General features: G+C 55.1%; 17 protein-coding genes and 1 riboswitch. Of the genes, 13 read left to right on the top strand and 4 right to left on the bottom strand.

From position 1 onward, the window contains the following. Positions 1–91 precede the first annotated feature (91 nt). A complete protein-coding gene (locus tag AC2TEM_RS05140) occupies positions 92–1,012 on the top strand; it encodes a LysR family transcriptional regulator (protein ID WP_170406952.1) in 921 nt (306 codons plus the stop codon). On the opposite strand, the gene AC2TEM_RS05135 is transcribed toward AC2TEM_RS05140, so the two are convergent. Beyond that, positions 973–2,667, bottom strand: coding sequence for a thiamine pyrophosphate-binding protein (locus AC2TEM_RS05135; RefSeq protein WP_480856021.1), 1,695 nt, complete (start codon positions 2,665–2,667; stop codon positions 973–975). The two genes, AC2TEM_RS05140 and AC2TEM_RS05135, sit on opposite strands and share 40 nt — an antisense overlap. 111 nt (positions 2,668–2,778) lie before the next feature. On the opposite strand from AC2TEM_RS05135, the gene AC2TEM_RS05130 reads away from it, so the two are divergent. From AC2TEM_RS05130 to AC2TEM_RS05095, 8 genes are all read left to right on the top strand, one after another. Continuing rightward, a complete protein-coding gene (locus AC2TEM_RS05130; RefSeq protein ID WP_170422533.1) occupies positions 2,779–3,483 on the top strand; it encodes a GntR family transcriptional regulator in 705 nt (234 codons plus the stop codon). Then, the gene (locus tag AC2TEM_RS05125) at positions 3,480–4,190 is read left to right on the top strand and encodes an aspartate/glutamate racemase family protein (RefSeq protein ID WP_170422531.1); all 711 of its coding nucleotides are present in this window, start codon (positions 3,480–3,482) and stop codon (positions 4,188–4,190) included. Before AC2TEM_RS05130 ends, AC2TEM_RS05125 begins: the two co-directional genes overlap by 4 nt. A gap of 193 nt (positions 4,191–4,383) precedes the next feature. Next, positions 4,384–5,391: a phosphate acetyltransferase gene (gene pta / locus AC2TEM_RS05120; RefSeq protein WP_170422529.1), complete on the top strand. Its 1,008-nt coding sequence runs from the start codon at positions 4,384–4,386 to the stop codon at positions 5,389–5,391. 69 nt (positions 5,392–5,460) lie between these two features. After that, a complete protein-coding gene (locus AC2TEM_RS05115; protein WP_480856020.1) occupies positions 5,461–6,492 on the top strand; it encodes a YeiH family protein in 1,032 nt (343 codons plus the stop codon). Between the two features lie 170 nt (positions 6,493–6,662). After that, entirely contained in the window at positions 6,663–7,892 is a 1,230-nt protein-coding gene (locus AC2TEM_RS05110) for an AGE family epimerase/isomerase (protein ID WP_170423215.1), read from the top strand. A 146-nt stretch (positions 7,893–8,038) separates the two neighbouring features. After that, positions 8,039–8,281: a hypothetical protein gene (locus AC2TEM_RS05105; protein WP_170422525.1), complete on the top strand. Its 243-nt coding sequence runs from the start codon at positions 8,039–8,041 to the stop codon at positions 8,279–8,281. A 46-nt stretch (positions 8,282–8,327) separates the two neighbouring features. Beyond that, positions 8,328–9,602: a hypothetical protein gene (locus AC2TEM_RS05100; RefSeq protein ID WP_170422523.1), complete on the top strand. Its 1,275-nt coding sequence runs from the start codon at positions 8,328–8,330 to the stop codon at positions 9,600–9,602. Positions 9,603–9,638: 36 nt separating this feature from the next. Next, positions 9,639–9,854, top strand: coding sequence for a hypothetical protein (locus AC2TEM_RS05095; protein ID WP_170422521.1), 216 nt, complete (start codon positions 9,639–9,641; stop codon positions 9,852–9,854). Positions 9,855–9,912: 58 nt separating this feature from the next. Here the strand turns inward: AC2TEM_RS05095 and AC2TEM_RS05090 are convergent, their stop codons facing one another. Then, positions 9,913–11,394: an aminotransferase-like domain-containing protein gene (locus AC2TEM_RS05090; protein WP_170422519.1), complete on the bottom strand. Its 1,482-nt coding sequence runs from the start codon at positions 11,392–11,394 to the stop codon at positions 9,913–9,915. Between the two features lie 616 nt (positions 11,395–12,010). Between AC2TEM_RS05090 and AC2TEM_RS05085 the strand changes: the two genes are divergently transcribed. The 4 genes from AC2TEM_RS05085 (at position 12,011) to AC2TEM_RS05070 (ending at position 15,521) form a co-directional block, all read left to right on the top strand. Next, positions 12,011–12,511 carry a TRAP transporter small permease subunit gene (locus AC2TEM_RS05085; RefSeq protein ID WP_170393772.1) on the top strand — a complete coding sequence of 167 codons (501 nt, stop codon included), beginning with the start codon at positions 12,011–12,013 and terminating at the stop codon, positions 12,509–12,511. A gap of 68 nt (positions 12,512–12,579) precedes the next feature. Next, on the top strand, positions 12,580–13,629 hold the full coding sequence (locus AC2TEM_RS05080; protein ID WP_170393770.1) for a TRAP transporter substrate-binding protein: 1,050 nt from the start codon (positions 12,580–12,582) through the stop codon (positions 13,627–13,629). A 160-nt stretch (positions 13,630–13,789) separates the two neighbouring features. Continuing rightward, complete coding sequence (locus AC2TEM_RS05075) at positions 13,790–15,097, top strand: TRAP transporter large permease (RefSeq protein WP_170393768.1); 1,308 nt, start codon at positions 13,790–13,792, stop codon at positions 15,095–15,097. A gap of 13 nt (positions 15,098–15,110) precedes the next feature. Continuing rightward, positions 15,111–15,521, top strand: a complete 411-nt coding sequence (locus AC2TEM_RS05070) for a universal stress protein (protein ID WP_170422517.1) — start codon at positions 15,111–15,113, stop codon at positions 15,519–15,521. Between the two features lie 70 nt (positions 15,522–15,591). Here the strand turns inward: AC2TEM_RS05070 and AC2TEM_RS05065 are convergent, their stop codons facing one another. Both AC2TEM_RS05065 and AC2TEM_RS05060 read right to left on the bottom strand, forming a co-directional pair. Further along, complete coding sequence (locus AC2TEM_RS05065) at positions 15,592–15,891, bottom strand: CcdB family protein (RefSeq protein WP_170422515.1); 300 nt, start codon at positions 15,889–15,891, stop codon at positions 15,592–15,594. Further along, positions 15,891–16,121: a type II toxin-antitoxin system CcdA family antitoxin gene (locus AC2TEM_RS05060; protein ID WP_170422513.1), complete on the bottom strand. Its 231-nt coding sequence runs from the start codon at positions 16,119–16,121 to the stop codon at positions 15,891–15,893. Before AC2TEM_RS05060 ends, AC2TEM_RS05065 begins: the two co-directional genes overlap by 1 nt. Positions 16,122–16,300: 179 nt before the next feature. Then, positions 16,301–16,406: riboswitch (TPP riboswitch) on the top strand. Positions 16,407–16,429: the final 23 nt, after the last annotated feature.

The following is a 16,429-nucleotide window of genomic DNA, read 5'->3' as shown; positions in this document are numbered from 1 at the left end:
CCCCTGCCAATGGCCGAAGCCTGCCTTGACGGGGATATCATTTCAAATACTATGTTATCTAGAGGTCATCAGGAAAAATGATACTATAGCGATGTCCCTGCGATTTCGTCAGCTACAGGCTTTTCACGCCATCATGGAAACCGGCACTGTCACTGGTGCGGCCTCGGTGCTTGGGATTTCACAGCCCGGGATCAGCAATCTGTTGGCACAGCTAGAGCGCGAAGCGCGTTTGCCGCTGTTTGAACGCAACAAAGGCCGGTTGCTGCCTACGCCAGAAGCTGAACTTCTATACCGCGAGGTTGATACGGTTGTTCGGGGGCTGGATCACGTAGCGCAGGCGGTCACGGATCTGCAGAACAAGCATCCGGGTCAATTGCAGATCGCCGCACCACATCTGCTATCCTTCGGCTTCATGCCGCGTGAGATCGCTCGCTTCGCAGAAAGCCGCCCGAACCTGTCGGTAAGCTTTCAGTCGCAGTATTCCTCGAAGATTCAAGAATGGGTAATCTCTGGCCTGTTTGAGATCGGCATTGTCGAGATGCCCATTCTGCATGACACACTGAACTATCAGGTCTTTGAGTTCGAAACGCTGGCGACCTTTCCGGAAACCAGCCCTTTGGCAGATTATGATGTACTCACACCTGAAATTCTTGAAAACGAACCATTCATCGTGATGGGGCCAGAGCATCAAACCCACCGACGAACTCGGGACATCTTCCAATCAGCGGGGCGCAACTGGCGGACCCAGATTCACACCCATCTGTCAGAAAACCTGCTGAGTTTCGTCAAGCAGGGTATGGGGGTCGCGATGATCGATCCTTTCACTGTCACCTTTGACGACGAGAGCGGGTATCAAACCCGCCCCTTCCGACCGGCTGTGATGCTTGATCTGGCCATTATCACCGCGAAAGGGCGACCCCTATCAACGATTGCACAGGATTTTCTGGCTCAGCTAACCCCTTCGATCGCCTCTTATGCCACCCATTCCGAAACCGGTGCAGCGGCCTCGTGAAGCGGTTGTGAGTAAATGTCGACCAATGTCGGGCCATCATGCTCGATAGCCTGTTTCAGAACTTTGGACAGGTCTTCGGGATCTTTGACAGTCCATGATTTAACACCAAAGGCGCTTGCAACAGCGGCGTGGTCGGTGCGGTTGAAATCAACATTGTAGTATCTCTGCCCAAACCCTGCGTCCTGTCCGGCCTTGATCCAGCCAAAGACCGAGTTCGAGAATACTATCGAGGTGATCGGCATGTTATGCCGCACCATGGTTTCGAACTCACCACAGGCAAAGCCGAATGAGCCGTCACCCATCACCGACAAGGTCTTGACCGAAGGCCGTCCAACATGTGCACCCATTGCGGCACCCAAGGAATATCCCAGCGCCCCATGCGCCCGGTTGGTGATGAAATGCCGCCCCGGTGTCCGCCAGCGGTAATGCGCGCTGAAATAGGGACAAGGCGTGCCGGGATCAGCGACAACAATCGCATCGTCATCAAGGATATCCATCAACGAGGCCATGACAGCCTCGGGCCGGATCGGCGTTTCGCGGCTGACCGCAAGCGGGGCAAACGCGGCCATCTTGGCCGCCCATGCTGCGCTTGATTTGGCCGTGCCACCCAGGCTGGGCAGGTCTTGGCGTGCCGCCAATGCGTCCGCCAAGGCTTCCAGCGCGAGACGCGCGTCGGCACAAATAGCGACTTCGGTCGGATAGTTGGCTCCGATCACCATCGGGTCACTGTCGATATGAATGATGGTGGCATCGCGCGCAGGGCTTCTCCAGCGCTCGGTCGTGACGGATCCTGCGCGACATCCGATGAACAGAACGACATCCGCCGCATCTACCACAGCGCGGGTGGCAGGCACCCCGCCATTCGATCCGACAACACCAAGCGCGAGCGAGTCTGTCTCGGCAATCGAGCCCTGCCCCGACACGGTCGTGGCGACAGGCATATCCAACAGTCCCGCAACCCGGCGCAGTGCGTCGCTTGCCCCTGATAGAACGGGTCCACCGCCACAAACGGCTACGGCGGATTTAGACTTTGAAAGTATCTCTGCTGCCGCCTCGACCGCATCCATGTCGGGACCTGCACGTTCCGCCGGATAGCTGCGATGTCTTGCATCCGCCCAGATCTCTGCCTCGTCCACCGGCGCTTTCTGAGTATCGAAGGGCAAGGCAAGATGTGTGGCCCCAGGTGTACCGGTGGTCATTGCACGGAATGCCGCACGAACCATGGCCGGCAATCGCGTGGCATCATCCAGCGACGCATTCCACTTGGCCAGCGGCTTGAACAGCGCGGGTTGGTCCAATTCGGTCAGCGGGTACTTTCCCCGGCTGGTTGTCGCCACATCCGAGGTGATCGCAAGAATAGGAACCGAGCTTTCGTTGGCTTCGACCACCCCAGGTAGGATGTATGTCGCCCCGCCTCCAGACGGGCCTTCGCAGACACCCGGCTTACCTGACACCCTTGCATAACCATCCGCCATGTAGGCCGCATGACGTTCATCCCGCGTCAGAATGTGCTGAATACCGTGATCCATCCGAGATAGCGCATCATAGAATGGCAAGGTTGTATCACCACATAGGCCGAACATGTGCTTCACGCCATGCGCCTCAAGCATACGGACCATTGCCTCGGCTCCGGTCAGGTAATTCGTTCCTGTCATGGTCGGCGACTCCCTCAATCTAATCTGCACACAGACCTGTATACAGTTTTGTATATTGATTTCAAGACTGGCCTGTGGCACCTGTGGGGCAACGACCAAAAGGCAGTACCAATGGCAGGTCCACGCGTTGATGATATCTACGATCAGGTGAAGGCCATGGCGGTTTCATTCCGCCTGCGTCCCGGCGATCGTTTGAACGAGGTCGCCCTGTCGAAAGAGCTGGGCGTCAGCCGCACCCCTTTGCGCGAAGCACTGAACCGGCTGGTTGCCGAACGTTTATTCGACTTCCGCCCGGGACAGGGTTTCTTTTGCCGCCCATTGGATGCCCAAAGCATTTTTGACCTGTTCGAGCTGCGCCAAATCATCGAAACCGCCGCCGTCCGCGCAGCGTGCACCAAGGCCACCACAGAACAACTGCAGGCGCTTCACGACGAACTTTATGCGACGGGTATCGATATCACCGGGCTTACCGTTGAAGAGGCCGTCACGCGAGATGAAGCGTTTCATCTGGGCATCGCCCGGCTGTCTGGCAACATGGAATTGCTGCAAACCCTGATACGGATTAATGAGCGCATTCGCTATATCCGATGGATTTCCATGAGTCTGGACCGGGTCCAGCGCTCAAAAGATGAGCATAAGCGTGTCATGCAGGCCTTGATGAACCGCGACGCTGATGAGGCCGCACAGGCTTTGGGCACCCATATCAACAAGCGGATGGATCAGGTGCAGGACGCGGTGCGCCATGGGATATCAAGCATCTATATGGAAGGGTCGGACGATATCTCGACCCGCATCATTCAGGAGGCGCAGTCATGATCGCGCAGGGCGGAAAATCCATATACGGCGCATCTGTCGGCATCCTGATGTTGGACGCACAGTTTCCACGTATTCCCGGTGACATGGGCAACGCTCGGACATGGCCGTTTCCCGTGCTCTATCGCATCGTGCGCAACGCCTCGCCTGATCTGGTGGTCCGACAAGGTGCTGAAGGAATGCTTGGAGCGTTCATCGATGCCGCACGGGAACTTGTCAAAGACGGGGTAGACGGGATCACCACCAATTGCGGCTTTCTTTCGCTGTTTCAGGATGAACTGGCCGAGGCGGTTCCTGTTCCGGTCGCGACGTCGTCGATGATGCAGGTCGATATGGTGAACCGTATCCTTCCTGCAGGAAAGCGTGCCGGCATTCTAACCATCTCCGCCTCAACACTTACGGATGAGCACCTGCGAAAGGCACAGGTCCCCGACGGAACTCCAATTGGCACCACCGAAAGCGGCAGCGAATTCACAACCGCTATTCTCGAAAACGCATTGACGCTGGATGTGGACAAAGCCCGCGACGACAATGTCGAAGCAGCGCTTGCGCTGCAAGCGGGCAATCCCGACCTTGGTGCAATTGTACTGGAATGTACAAACATGTGCCCTTACGCGGCGGACATACAGCAGGCGACTGGTTTGCCAGTGTTTTCTATTGTTACTTTCATCAACTGGTTTCAGGCCGGACTAAACCCGCCAAGGTTCTGATCAAGTGAACAGTAAGTCCAGAGTAGCCGCCGCCTATAGCCAGATGGCGATTCTGGACCTATCGGCAACAACTTGACGGTGAACCAGAACCAAGCAATCAAGAAACGAAATCGGAACAGCGCCGAAACGATCATCGTTGACCTCAAGGCACCTGTTCCGACACCGATTAACAACAGTTCAGGAACCGAGACGCATGACGAAAACACCGATCGAGCTGTTGGCGGCCAGTGCCTCGGAAACCCGCCCAGTTGTAGCGCTGAGCGAAGGCACCGATCCCCGCATTGTTGCCGGAGGATTAGCCGCCCATAAGGCTGGTCTGGCAGATATTATTCTCGTCGGACCTGAGGCCGACGTTAAAGCGGCGCTCGCGGCAGAGGGTGGCTCAACCGGGGACGGTATCGCCATCCATGATCCTGCGCATTCGGAACTGACTGACGCTTTTGCGGCCGAGTATCATTCTCTGCGCAAACACAAAGGTGTCGATGAAGCCAAGGCACGCAAAGCCGCAGAATCGCCGCTGGTCTATGCCGCGATGCTGGTGCGAATGGGGCACGCAACAGGAACCGTGGGCGGGGCGGTCCATACCACAGGCGATGTGGTCAGAACTGCCATCCAGGTTATTGGAATGAAGCCCGATGCTGGTATGGTATCCTCGTTCTTTCTGATGTACCCACCCGAGGCCGCCGCTGAGGGCGCTCGCGCCATGCTCTATTCAGATTGCGGCTTGGTGATCGATCCGACATCCGAAGAACTGGCAAACATTGCGGCCGCTTCAGCGGTGTCCGCGCGGGCATTGCTGCAGGAAGAGCCAAAGATCGCGATGTTGAGTTTCTCAACAAAAGGCAGCGCCCAACACCCAGCGGTGGACAAGGTCGTCAACGCGACAGAAATACTGCGGGCGAAACACCCAGAGTTGAATGTGGATGGCGAGCTGCAATTCGATGCCGCCTTCGTGCCGTCGATTGGTGAGCGAAAATCCCCCGGGTCCTCGGTCGCGGGTCAGTCGAACGTCAAGATTTTCCCAAATCTGGATGCCGGAAATATCGGGTACAAGATGACTCAACGGCTGGGCGGTTATCTGGCGATCGGTCCGGTTTTGCAGGGGCTCGCCAAACCGGCCAATGATCTATCGCGCGGATGCAGCGCGGAAGATGTGACGCAGATCATCGCGGTGACCATCCTGCAGGCGCGCGAACCCTAAACTCGGCAGCCCGCCTGCTTTATCGCGCAGGCCCGCGACCCATTCATTACAAACAAAGGACCATCCGTTATGGCGTCCGCCGATCCTTCAGCCCTATCCCTCACCGAGCGGAGCAAGGAGCGTGTTCGCACGCTCTTTCCCGGCGTCATGATCGCCGTAACCGTTGCCGTCGCCGCCAAGTTCCTGTCCGAGCATTATGCTACCCCGGCCATGCTGCTTGCCCTTCTTTTGGGGATTGCGGTCAGCTTTCTGGGCGAAGAAGGAAAAACCGTTGAGGGGATCGGATTCGCCGCACGCACACTTCTGCGCCTTGGCGTGGCCTTGCTGGGTGTGCGCGTGTCGATGACCCTGATGCTGGATCTGGGCTGGGACCTGATTGCCCTTGTGATCGTCGGAGTGCTGTTGACCATAGGATTTGGCCTGTCCGTAGCTCGTTTTTTTGGCCACAAATGGCGCTTTGCCTTTCTGACCGCCGGTTCGGTTGCAATTTGCGGTGCATCGGCGGCAATGGCGATCAGTGCAATCCTGCCCAAGGACGAACGCTCGGAAGAGCGTCTGATTTTTACGGTCATGGGCGTGACCGTTTTGTCCACCATCGCCATGATCGCCTATCCGATCCTCGTACGCTCATTAGGGATGAACGATATTGCGGGCGGTGTGTTTCTGGGTGGCACCATCCATGATGTGGCTCAGGTTGTCGGCGCGGGATTTTCGATCTCGGAACAAACCGGAGATACAGCGACGCTGGTCAAATTGTTCCGCGTTGCGATGCTGGCACCGGTGGTTTTGGTCGCTTCACTGATTATTCGTGGCTTTGCTGAAATGGACGAAGACGGGAAACGTCCACCGCTGTTGCCGGGATTCGTGTTAGGATTTCTGGTTCTCGCTGCGGCATCCTCATTCGGAGTGATCCCGCCAGCGATTTCAGAATTTCTAAGCCAATGCTCTCGATGGTTGTTGCTTGTTGCGATCGCAGCTGTTGGGATGAAGACAAACCTTAAACAGATCCTGTCGGTCGGTGCAGCCGCAATCGCCCTCATCATAGTGGAGACGTTGTTCATCGCCGTGGTAATTCTGGCCGGGATTAACCTATTAACCTGAAGCAGTTACCAAGAGTTTTCCGCCAACTGCGACGGCTGAACGGCAACCCCTGACAGTCCGGTGCGGGTTTGCCGATTGCCTTCGTGCGCGGTGTTTGGTTCATTGGCGACTGGCGCTTTGCAGCGCTTTTTCGTTCGATTCCGAATGGTCCCTCAAGCGAGATGAAGAATATGGACAACACCTTGCCTCTGCCACCCGGCCCGCATTCCGAACCGGGCTTTTGGCTTGATACATCTGAACACCGCACGTGGTTGAAAGATCAGGCTATGCGACAGTTGGCGTTTTTCAGCGCAAGTTGTCGGACCGAGCCAGGATTTTTCATCCTCGACCATGATGGCAGCCCGCTGCCAAACACATTGCAGGAACTGCACACGACTACACGCCTAGTGCATTCTTACGCTCTGGGGCATCTGATTGAATTTCAAGGCGCAGAGCGGATCATCGATCACGGTATGGCCTACCTCAACAGCCACCACAAAGACAGGGATCACGCCGGTTACCTTTGGGCTTTGGATGGCGACAACATCAAGGATGATCGCAAACTTGCCTACGGGCATGTCTTTGTTCTGCTCGCTGCCTCAAGCGCAAAACAGATAGGGCACTCGGAAGCTGACAAACTGCTGGCCGAAATCCGGGATATCCTTGATACACATTTCTGGGATGATGAGACCGGGTTGTTCCGCGACGAATGGAACCGCGATTGGACGCCGTTTTCCACATATCGCGGAATGAACGCGAATATGCACGGAGTTGAGGCACTGCTTGCAGCTTTTGAGGCGACAGGCGACGAAATCTATCTTACCCGCGCCGGTCGTATTCTGGATTTCTTTATCGGCCGGATCGCACCTGCTGAAAACTGGCGCTTGCCCGAGCATTTCAATTCAGATTGGCAGATTGACCGAGGCTATGCCGGTGACCCGATGTTTCGTCCCGCAGGCACGACCCCGGGCCATTCATTCGAGCTTGGGCGACTTCAGCTGCAGCATTGGGATTTATCGGGCCGACCAAACTCGGGCGCGCCCGAGTCATCGCGACGATTGATTGAGCAGGCCCTCAAGGATGCATGGCTGCCCGGCGGCGGCATGGCATATACGCTGGATTTTGGGGGTCGGGTCGCAAATGCGTCGCGGTTCTGGTGGCCAGTAGCTGAAGCCATTGGTGCGGTTGGAGCCCTGATCGCACTGGATAAAAGGCAAGAGGATGAAATTTGGTACAGAAAACTCTGGACCTTTGCGAATGAAACGTTCGTGGATCACCAACATGGCGGCTGGTTCCCGGCGGTGGATGAATCCGGTGACATCGTGACATCCATCTTTGACGGCAAACCGGATATCTATCATTCATTGCAGGCTTGCCTGTTCCCGCTATCGGGGCGCTTATCTCGGATGGTGCCGCTTTAACGCGCGCGAATTCAAGCAGAGCGAGACCCGCATCGAGCCGGCTCAATTGAAGAGTCGGGGCAAATCTGCTATGTATAGTGCATTCAACACCATCCGACGACCTGCGAATTCGGATGCGTTTCTTGACGAACGGATAGGAGAGTTGAATGGCAAATCAAGCACGTGGAAAGCGAACGACCCGAAAGGGCACACTTGAGGTGAGACCACAACCATCGGCCCATTCCGCCCTGAGCGAACGGGCCGGGGTGTCAGGCCTCATGACCCCGCAAATGCTGAGCGAACGCGATGAGCGCGTCTCAAAAACTCGCAAAAAGGGCGGGCCTGCTTTGGAAGAAGATAATTCGGATCAATCCGGCAATGACGCTGATCCGACGGAACTGGATTACTAATCAATTAAGCACATTTTTTTGACATGAATAGATTACGGAGGCTGCTATGCCCTCGACCCATCAGCCAAGGATTTTCAACACAATAAACCTTACGGATTTCGATACTAACGGCCAAACCTCTACGGTGGGCGAGCCGACAGTTTCCAGCAATGGAGGTCAGATTCTGGCCACTGGCAACTGGTATGCAAGTCGGTCACTGGACGGCGGCCAAAGCTGGTCTCACATGAGCCCTTTCACGTTGTTCCCACCTGTTGACGGGGGGTTTTGCTGCGACCAGACCACGATTTACGACCCAAGCCGGGATCTGCTTATCTGGCTGCTTCAATATATCGAACAGGGGGGCACCAACACACTGCGGGTTGCGGTCAAACAAGGGCGCACCTTGGGGAACGACACATGGAACATTTGGGATTTCACCCCCGCCGGGCTTGATCCCGCGTGGAACAATGAGTGGTTCGACTATAACCACGTTTCGTTGTCCGAAAACTATATGTATGCAGGCACCAATGTGTTCTCGGCCGGGGCTAACCAGTTTACCCGCTCGGTCATTCTGCGGATTTCACTGGACGAACTGGCGACCGCGGCAACGCTATCATTCGACATATTCGAAACAGAAGACAACTTCTCTCTGCGCTGCGTACAAGGCGCACGCGGCGCGATGTACTTTGCCAGCCACAACACGAACTCGCAGATCCGCGTATTCAGATGGGCCGAGAACGCCTCGGACGTAGATGAATTCGACATCGATGTCACGCCTTGGTCCGCAGGCAATTATTCCGCGCTGACCACCGGTGGCGACTGGATGTCGCGCACTGATCCACGCATTATGGCTGGTTGGCTGGGACGCGGCGTTCTGGGCTTTATGTGGACAGCTAATCGTCAGACCAACAGGCCACTCCCTTTCGTCAGGACCGTCCGCATTGACGAAGCAACCATGTCATTGATTGACGAACCAGATATCTGGAACAGTCAGATCGCGTTCGCCTACCCCTCAACAGCTGTAAACCGGGTTGGTGATGTAGGGCTTTCGGTCTTTGCGGGTGGTGGGAATTTGCATCCGAGCCATGTTGTTGGCTCATACGACGATATCGATCTGACTTGGCGGCTGGCCCTCGCTCGACGTGGCACAGACACTCCGGGTCTGGGAAAATGGGGCGACTACACCAACTGTGCCGAGGTTGCCGATGATGGCTTCACCTGGCTGGCAGCCGGGTACACGCTGCAGGGCGGGAACACCCAAACTGACATCGAACCAACCATGACCTGGTTCGCACAGCAGCGCTATGACGCACCACGTCGCCATCCGCCCGTTATCGTCTAAAACATTATAACCATTTATAATTCAGGGATATACATCATGCACAGAGCGATTAAATCACAAGGCGTAAAGTCATTCTTGCGGCAGGAAGCCCCCTGGCTACTTATCGCCTTTGTTATTGCTGACCTATTCTACAAATGGGGGTCATTCGCCCTGGAATGCGTCGGCTTTCTGCTGACTTGGTACGTCCTGAGCCTTCTAGCCAGCCTGGTGTCACGTATGCTGTGGGGGGAAAACTCAGCTGTCGGAGATTGAACCATCGATCAATCTTTTTAAGCTTGCGGACTATTGGTTTGCCTCCCGCCCTGGTACATTACGAGTTTGTTGCGCGTAGGTCTGAAATCACTTCGGACAACAGCTCAATCCCTTTTCGGATAGAACCGGGTTGGATTGACGAGACGCCAAGACGAAAGTGGTATCTCCCTGCGGTTTTATTTGAGAAACAGGGCCCGATCGGCTCCACAATAACACCGCGTTTTAGGGCGGCTTGACATATCGTCATGGCATCCAAACGGGCCTCGGGATCAGAAAGCACAAAAACCGTTCCGCCAAATTCGCCCGTTTTCAGGAAATGGGGTAGCTTTTCACGGATCGTCGTATCAGCCAGATGCCAGCGCAGCTCATAATTCTGGCGAACCCTGCGCAACAAGCCATCATAGTACCCCAAGTTGATAAACGCTGCAGCAGTGTGCTGAAGGATCATCGGCGGATGGCGCATCATCATGCCCCGGCAATCGCGCGCGGCGTCAATAAATTCTGGCGCAGCCGCCAGATACCCCAGGCGCAAACCTGGTGAAAGACCTTTGGAAAGGCTGCCCAAATAGATCAGTCGATCCGTGTCATCCAGACTGCGCAGCGGCAGCAAAGTAGAATGCCGGTAATCCACATCGCATTCGTAATCGTCTTCGACGATGTAAAAATCATACTCTTCAGCGGCCTGCAGCAAGGCCTTGCGGCGACGCTCGGACATCGTGACGGTGGTTGGGTGCTGGCGATTGGGGGTTACGAATACCAGGTCAGCCTCGCGCAGACGTTCATCGACGATCAGACCCTCGTTATCAATGGGTTGAAACCTTACATTCCCAAAATTTGCCTGAAGGATCTTGCGTGCATCCGGATATCCCGGATCCTCCATGACCGCTGTTTTATCGCGCCCGCCGAACAACAGGCTGGTGATAAACAACCCGTTTTGCGAACCCAATGTGATCAGGATTGAATCGCTGGGTTCAAAAATACCGCGACGGGGCAGGATGCGCTGCCGGACCTGCTCGATAAGTTCAAAGCAATCCTCGTACAGCCCGTCCGCAGACCAGATTTTCAGGTGCTTTCGATTCATGGCCAACCGAGTGCATTCGCGCCAATCCGCAACTGGGAATGCGCCATCATCGATTTGGTTGCACACAAACGGATAGTCGTACTTGTACCAGTCATTCGGGCGCTGGATGGTTTCGATCTCTTCGGTGCGGCGCAGTTTGTTCAGTTTCTGGCCAATCGATGTGCGCTGTCTGGTGTTGGTTCGCCCAATCGCATCACCGTCCGTGCGAATCCCCACGTCAGAGCAAACATAAAAACCCGAGCGGGGCCGGGCCTCGATCAGTTGCTCTTCTTCAAGCTTTCGATAAGCCGCGACGACCGTATTGATCGAAACATCGAGATCCCGCGCCAACCCCCGACATGAGGCAAGCTTTAGTCCAGACGGCATCAAACCTTCAAAAATGAGTCGTGATATCTGCGAGACGATCTGATCTCGCAAACCGCTGGACTGAGATTTGTCGATGCTCAACCGTTGTGTCATGTCCTGTCAGGCTCTAGTCGCAAATTCTGCGACGCGATTTGCAAACTGTATCCATGTTTTCAAGTGCTCCATGCAAAGTGGAAACGACGCCAAATTCCCAAATTCTGTGCTGGCAATGCTGAAAGCAATAGCGCTCTTACTAAAAGCGGGTTGATGATAACTCAAAAAAGAGGCTTCAGCCAACGCTATGTTTTTAAAGTACTTATACCGACCTGAGATGTGCTTAAGCAACCTGCGCTACCATTGTTGAACTTGTAACATCTTAACGCTCGGGACTGAATCGCGGCATCGAACAGTCACTTGGCGCGATGAAATCTGTACCCATTATTACAAACAACTGTATCTTTCTCAGTCGAACTCCTTCGCGTTTGCTGTAGCGATCCGGGAAGTTCCATGTCGAAATTAGGGATCACCCGGGCCGTTCGATGCGACTAGGGAGGGAGACCATTCGCATGGTTTTGCAGGAGTGGGATATGCGTCGACTCTGTGAACAGCGATTCAGCAGACGTTTCTCTGATGTCCGTCCGAACCCCGACGCGAAGGGTCCGGTACATCAATTCAGCGCACAGATTTTTTGAGGGAGAACCAGATCCATGAAAAACACAACGAGGTTGGCATGCTGATGCGCGGTCTGGAAAAGCTGACAAGCGCAATCTCAGAAGTCATGGGCCGCATCGGCTGGTTTCTCATCTTGTATTGCATGGCGTTTGGCGTGTCGGACGTATTCATGCGCTATGTACTGAACGCGCCCTCCCAGTGGATCGGCACCACATTGCAAGCTGCGATGGTGTTGTTGGCCTGCACCGGCGGCGTCTATGCGTTGCAGCATGACAGTTTCGTCAAACTCGACCTGTTTTATGCAAACGCCAGCAAGCGGTCAAAGGCGATTTTGGATGTCCTGACGGCACCGATTGCAATCCTGTTTCTGGTCGCATTGATCTGGAAGGGTTACGAAGCCGCATCGCTGTCTCTGATGCTTAATCAGAAGACCCCGACATCCATTCCGATCCCGATTTATCCGATCAAATTTGCGATCCCGCTCAGCGGCGCAATGGTTCTCTTGGTGGTCCTGAAACACTTGCTCCGCGATCTGCAAACGATCTTCGGGCGCAGTTAGACACGCTGTTCTGGGCGCCCGCAAATACAAACGAAAATAGACTGATCCACTAACGAGGAGGAATTAACATGAAACCAAACAGGTTTGTGCACACAACCATGTGGGCAGGCGCCATAGCCGTGACCGCAAGCATTGCCGTCGCACAAGATGGGCCGCCGGATGAAGTAACCGAGTGGACCTTCCAGCCCGCATTTGACCAGACCGATGCCGGCTGGGACAATGGCCTGATCCCTTGGGTTGAAGCAGTTGAAAAAGCGACTGAAGGCACGGTCAAAATCCGTGTTGAGCCCGCAGGGGCGCTGGTCAGTGGTGCAGAGGCCTTTGGCGCAGCGGCTGCTGGTCTGACCGATGGCTACGCGGGCTGGGGTTCAGTCTATGGTGGCGACATGCCCGAAGGCATGCTGGCGTTTGGCATGGCCATGGGCGCCGACAACACCGAAGAAGCGTGGGAAGTGATGTGGGGCAACCCCGACTACCGCGTTGGTGACATCGTGCAAGAGGCCGCCAACGCGCGGAACCTGCAGTGGGCAGGCTGGACCAACCAGGGACCGAACGCAATGTTCACCAAGTTCCGTGTCGAAAAACTGGAAGATCTGGAAGGCCGCAAGATGCGCGCCGGTGGACCCCAGGCCATCTTCCACTCGACCATGGGCGGCGCGCCGGTCTCGATGAACGGTGGTGAGATTTACACCGCAATCAAACTGGGCACCATCGAAGGCACCTACTGGGATACAGGCGGCATCGATGACATGTCGTTCCAGGAAGTTATCGACTATGCGATCATGCCCGGCTGGAACCCTGCTCAGCACCAGGAGATCTTCATCAACCTGCAGAGCTGGAACGCCCTGACCGACTGGCAGCGCGAAAAGATCAACGGAGTTTTTGAAGAAACCTATTTCGAAACCAGCCGCATGCATGCGGAAGGTGTCGAAGAAGCGCTTCAAATCCTGCGCGATGCCGGTGGTGAAGTAATCGAGCTGAGCGATGAAGAAGTTGCTCGTATGCGCGAGAAATCCATTGCCGAAGTGTGGCCGCAGGTTGCAGCCGCATCCGAGGGCAACGCCAAAGGCGTGGAAATCTTCAAGAGGTTCCTGGAAGACAAGGCGAACGCGCAATAATCCCGCGCAATGTCATCTTTCCAATATAGCTAAAACTCCTTCGCTGGCCCGATCGTCGGGCCAGCGGACCAGACGGGCGCATGTCAGTGTTAAAAGCACTGCTGACACACAACCCGGCAAAGACCGCGCGAACGGCCACTAGGTAGGGAAACTAAAGATCATGAGCCTCGAACTAATTACAGCGCTGTATTTCTTAATACTGTTTGGGATCCTTTTCATGGGGCTGCCGGTTGCGTTCGGCTTGGGCGGAACAGCGGTTCTATTTGCCCTGGTTTTCGAACCTCGCGCGCTGTTGTCCGTACCCAGTGCATTCTATTCAACGCCTTGGAATTCGGTACTGGTCACAGTGCCATTGTTCCTGTTCATGGGCTCACTCATAAGATTTTCGGGGATAGCCGAAACGGCCTATGACGCCGTTTACAAGCTGATCGGCCACATTCATGGTGGTCTCGCGATGGGTACAGTTCAGGTCTGTACTGTTTTTGCCGCAATCACCGGCATCACACCGCCGGCGACCACCACGATGGGTCAGATCGCCTATCCTTCGATGATGCGCTACAAATATGATCGCCGTATCGCGATCGGTTGTATCGCGGCAGGCGGTGCGTTGGGTGCTCTGATCCCACCAAGCGTTCCGTTCATCTTCTATGGATTGCTGGCCAAGGTTTCGATCGGTGACCTGTTCATGGCGGGGTTGCTGCCCGGTCTGATGCTGGCCACGTTCTACACGATCTACATCGGCGTACGTTGTAAAATCCAGCCCGAGCTGGGCCCCGCCCTGCCCGCTGATCAGAAATTCACCCGCACCGAAAAACTGACCGCCGTTCTCAGCATCTGGCCGTTTGCCTTACTCATCATCATCGTTCTGGGCGTCATCTGGGGCGGTATCGCAACACCGGCGGAAGCTGCCGCATTTGGTGCCGCAGGCGCCTTTGTCATCAACCTGATCTACGGCAAACTGACCTGGGAGGTGCTGAGGGAATCGTTGGTGTCCACCTTGAAGCTCAGCGGTATGGGGCTTTGGATTCTGATTGGTGCCACCGTCTATCTTAATGTGTTCAACACGCTTGGCAGCCAGGACCTGCTGACCAATCTGGTTCTTTCCATGCCCGGCGGTGCAACCGGCATCCTGCTGATGATGATGCTGATCATCCTCGTCCTGGGTATGGTGATGGATGATTGGGCCATCATCATGCTTTGCACACCACTGTTCATCCCGATTATCGACGAATTGGGGATCGACAAGCTGTGGTTTGGCGCGCTGTTCATCGTGAACATCCAAATCGCTTACCTGACACCTCCGTTCGGTTTTGTGCTGTTCTGGATCAAAGGGGTTCTGCCCAAGGATGTCAGCATGGGGGATGTCTACAATTCGGTTGGCCCGTTTGTGGCACTCCAGTTCGTTGGCCTGACACTGATCTTCATCTTCCCGCAGATCGCCACCTGGTTGCCCAACATCCTGAAATAATCCGGAGGTACAGATGTATAACCATATCCTCGTTCCAGTCGCCCCTGATCACATCAACGACTGTGCCAAATCTCTGGATGCAGCAAGCCGCTTGCTGACGGATGGCGGGACAGTATCGGTGCTGTCCGTTCTCGAAGAACTACCTTCGTATATCGGGTCGTACTTTCCACCCGAGCAGGTTCAGAAAAGCGTTTCTGATTTTGAGGACAAACTGAACGCATCGATGGAGTCTCCGAAGATCGGCACTCATGTTGTTACAGGTCATCCAACAAATTCCATTCTGGATTGGGCCGAAGAACACAAAGTGGACTGCATAGTGGTGGCGTCACACCAACCGGGCCTTTCGGACTATCTGATCGGTTCAACGGCTGCACGTGTTGTCCGCCATGCACATTGCAGTGTCGTGGTACTGCGCGACAAGTAGAGCAGAAGCATAACACCTGACCGGTGTTATGCGTGCAAGATGGCTGGCCAATGAGGCCAGCCATTGTCGTTCAGAACCCTTGCATCAGCATGTCTACGGCCACGGTGATCTGCTCGAAATCATCTTTCAGATGACCCACTGGTGATTTGAGGAGCCCCACAGGAACAGCAGCCATGAACTGGGTCACCATTACAACCTGCTCACCATCTATCAGGAACTCAGGGTTGAGGCGGGTCGCTGGTTTCGGCGCATGTGCTTTTGGTAAAAGCGGCACCACCATGCGGGTATTCAGATCGCTCAGAAGATCGGTTTGCACATCCAGAAGATAGCCATCGCCGGATGGGTTGTGGAATACATCGTATTTCGGCATCAGAACTGACGAAAGCCATCCAAGGGCAACCCGTGCCGTTCAACATACGAGTTTGAGCTTAGCAGTGCCTCCGCGTTTTCGGCCCTCCACTGTGCTGCCTTCGCAGCGGCAACGGCGGCACGCAATCCTTCTTCGGCGGCACGCGACAGGTTCACGTTCAGCGCTCTGGCCTCGGTGAGCAATGCGCTATCAAGTGATAGATTGGTCGGTTTGCGTGGTTGAGTGTTCATTCTTTCTTGGCCTCCATGTGCCTGAGAATATCAATATACTATATGCGCGTCAAATATGCGCATATCTCCTAAAGGACTTCTCTGGCTTCGTGGCTCGTTCTTATGGTATTTCATTCAATGCTTATTGAACGAGAACCTAACGATTTCGGTTGAAATCATCCTCTCATCCCCCTAATCACGACCCTACCTCGGGGTGCGCTAAAGACCGCGCTGAGATGCCAATTGGCAAACCCGTTGAACCTGAACCGGCTAGAACCGGCGGAGGGAAAGGTACAGGTTTCATCCATCCTTACCCTCTCGCCGCATTG

The organism is Ruegeria sp. HKCCD3925 (genome assembly GCF_057221175.1).
Note: the sequence above shows the minus strand (reverse complement) of the source record. Positions and strands in the feature narration are given on the sequence as shown.

Coding starts and splice junctions, on each gene's coding strand:
- AC2TEM_RS05105 (WP_170422525.1), top strand. CDS start 8,039: ATGGCAAATCAAGCACGTGGAAAGCGAACGACCCGAAAGGGCACACTT.
- AC2TEM_RS05090 (WP_170422519.1), bottom strand. CDS start 11,394: ATGACACAACGGTTGAGCATCGACAAATCTCAGTCCAGCGGTTTGCGA.
- AC2TEM_RS05095 (WP_170422521.1), top strand. CDS start 9,639: ATGCACAGAGCGATTAAATCACAAGGCGTAAAGTCATTCTTGCGGCAG.
- pta (WP_170422529.1), top strand. CDS start 4,384: ATGACGAAAACACCGATCGAGCTGTTGGCGGCCAGTGCCTCGGAAACC.
- AC2TEM_RS05100 (WP_170422523.1), top strand. CDS start 8,328: ATGCCCTCGACCCATCAGCCAAGGATTTTCAACACAATAAACCTTACG.
- AC2TEM_RS05110 (WP_170423215.1), top strand. CDS start 6,663: ATGGACAACACCTTGCCTCTGCCACCCGGCCCGCATTCCGAACCGGGC.
- AC2TEM_RS05140 (WP_170406952.1), top strand. CDS start 92: ATGTCCCTGCGATTTCGTCAGCTACAGGCTTTTCACGCCATCATGGAA.
- AC2TEM_RS05115 (WP_480856020.1), top strand. CDS start 5,461: ATGGCGTCCGCCGATCCTTCAGCCCTATCCCTCACCGAGCGGAGCAAG.
- AC2TEM_RS05085 (WP_170393772.1), top strand. CDS start 12,011: ATGCTGATGCGCGGTCTGGAAAAGCTGACAAGCGCAATCTCAGAAGTC.
- AC2TEM_RS05060 (WP_170422513.1), bottom strand. CDS start 16,121: ATGAACACTCAACCACGCAAACCGACCAATCTATCACTTGATAGCGCA.
- AC2TEM_RS05080 (WP_170393770.1), top strand. CDS start 12,580: ATGAAACCAAACAGGTTTGTGCACACAACCATGTGGGCAGGCGCCATA.
- AC2TEM_RS05135 (WP_480856021.1), bottom strand. CDS start 2,667: ATGACAGGAACGAATTACCTGACCGGAGCCGAGGCAATGGTCCGTATG.
- AC2TEM_RS05065 (WP_170422515.1), bottom strand. CDS start 15,891: ATGCCGAAATACGATGTATTCCACAACCCATCCGGCGATGGCTATCTT.
- AC2TEM_RS05075 (WP_170393768.1), top strand. CDS start 13,790: ATGAGCCTCGAACTAATTACAGCGCTGTATTTCTTAATACTGTTTGGG.
- AC2TEM_RS05125 (WP_170422531.1), top strand. CDS start 3,480: ATGATCGCGCAGGGCGGAAAATCCATATACGGCGCATCTGTCGGCATC.
- AC2TEM_RS05070 (WP_170422517.1), top strand. CDS start 15,111: ATGTATAACCATATCCTCGTTCCAGTCGCCCCTGATCACATCAACGAC.
- AC2TEM_RS05130 (WP_170422533.1), top strand. CDS start 2,779: ATGGCAGGTCCACGCGTTGATGATATCTACGATCAGGTGAAGGCCATG.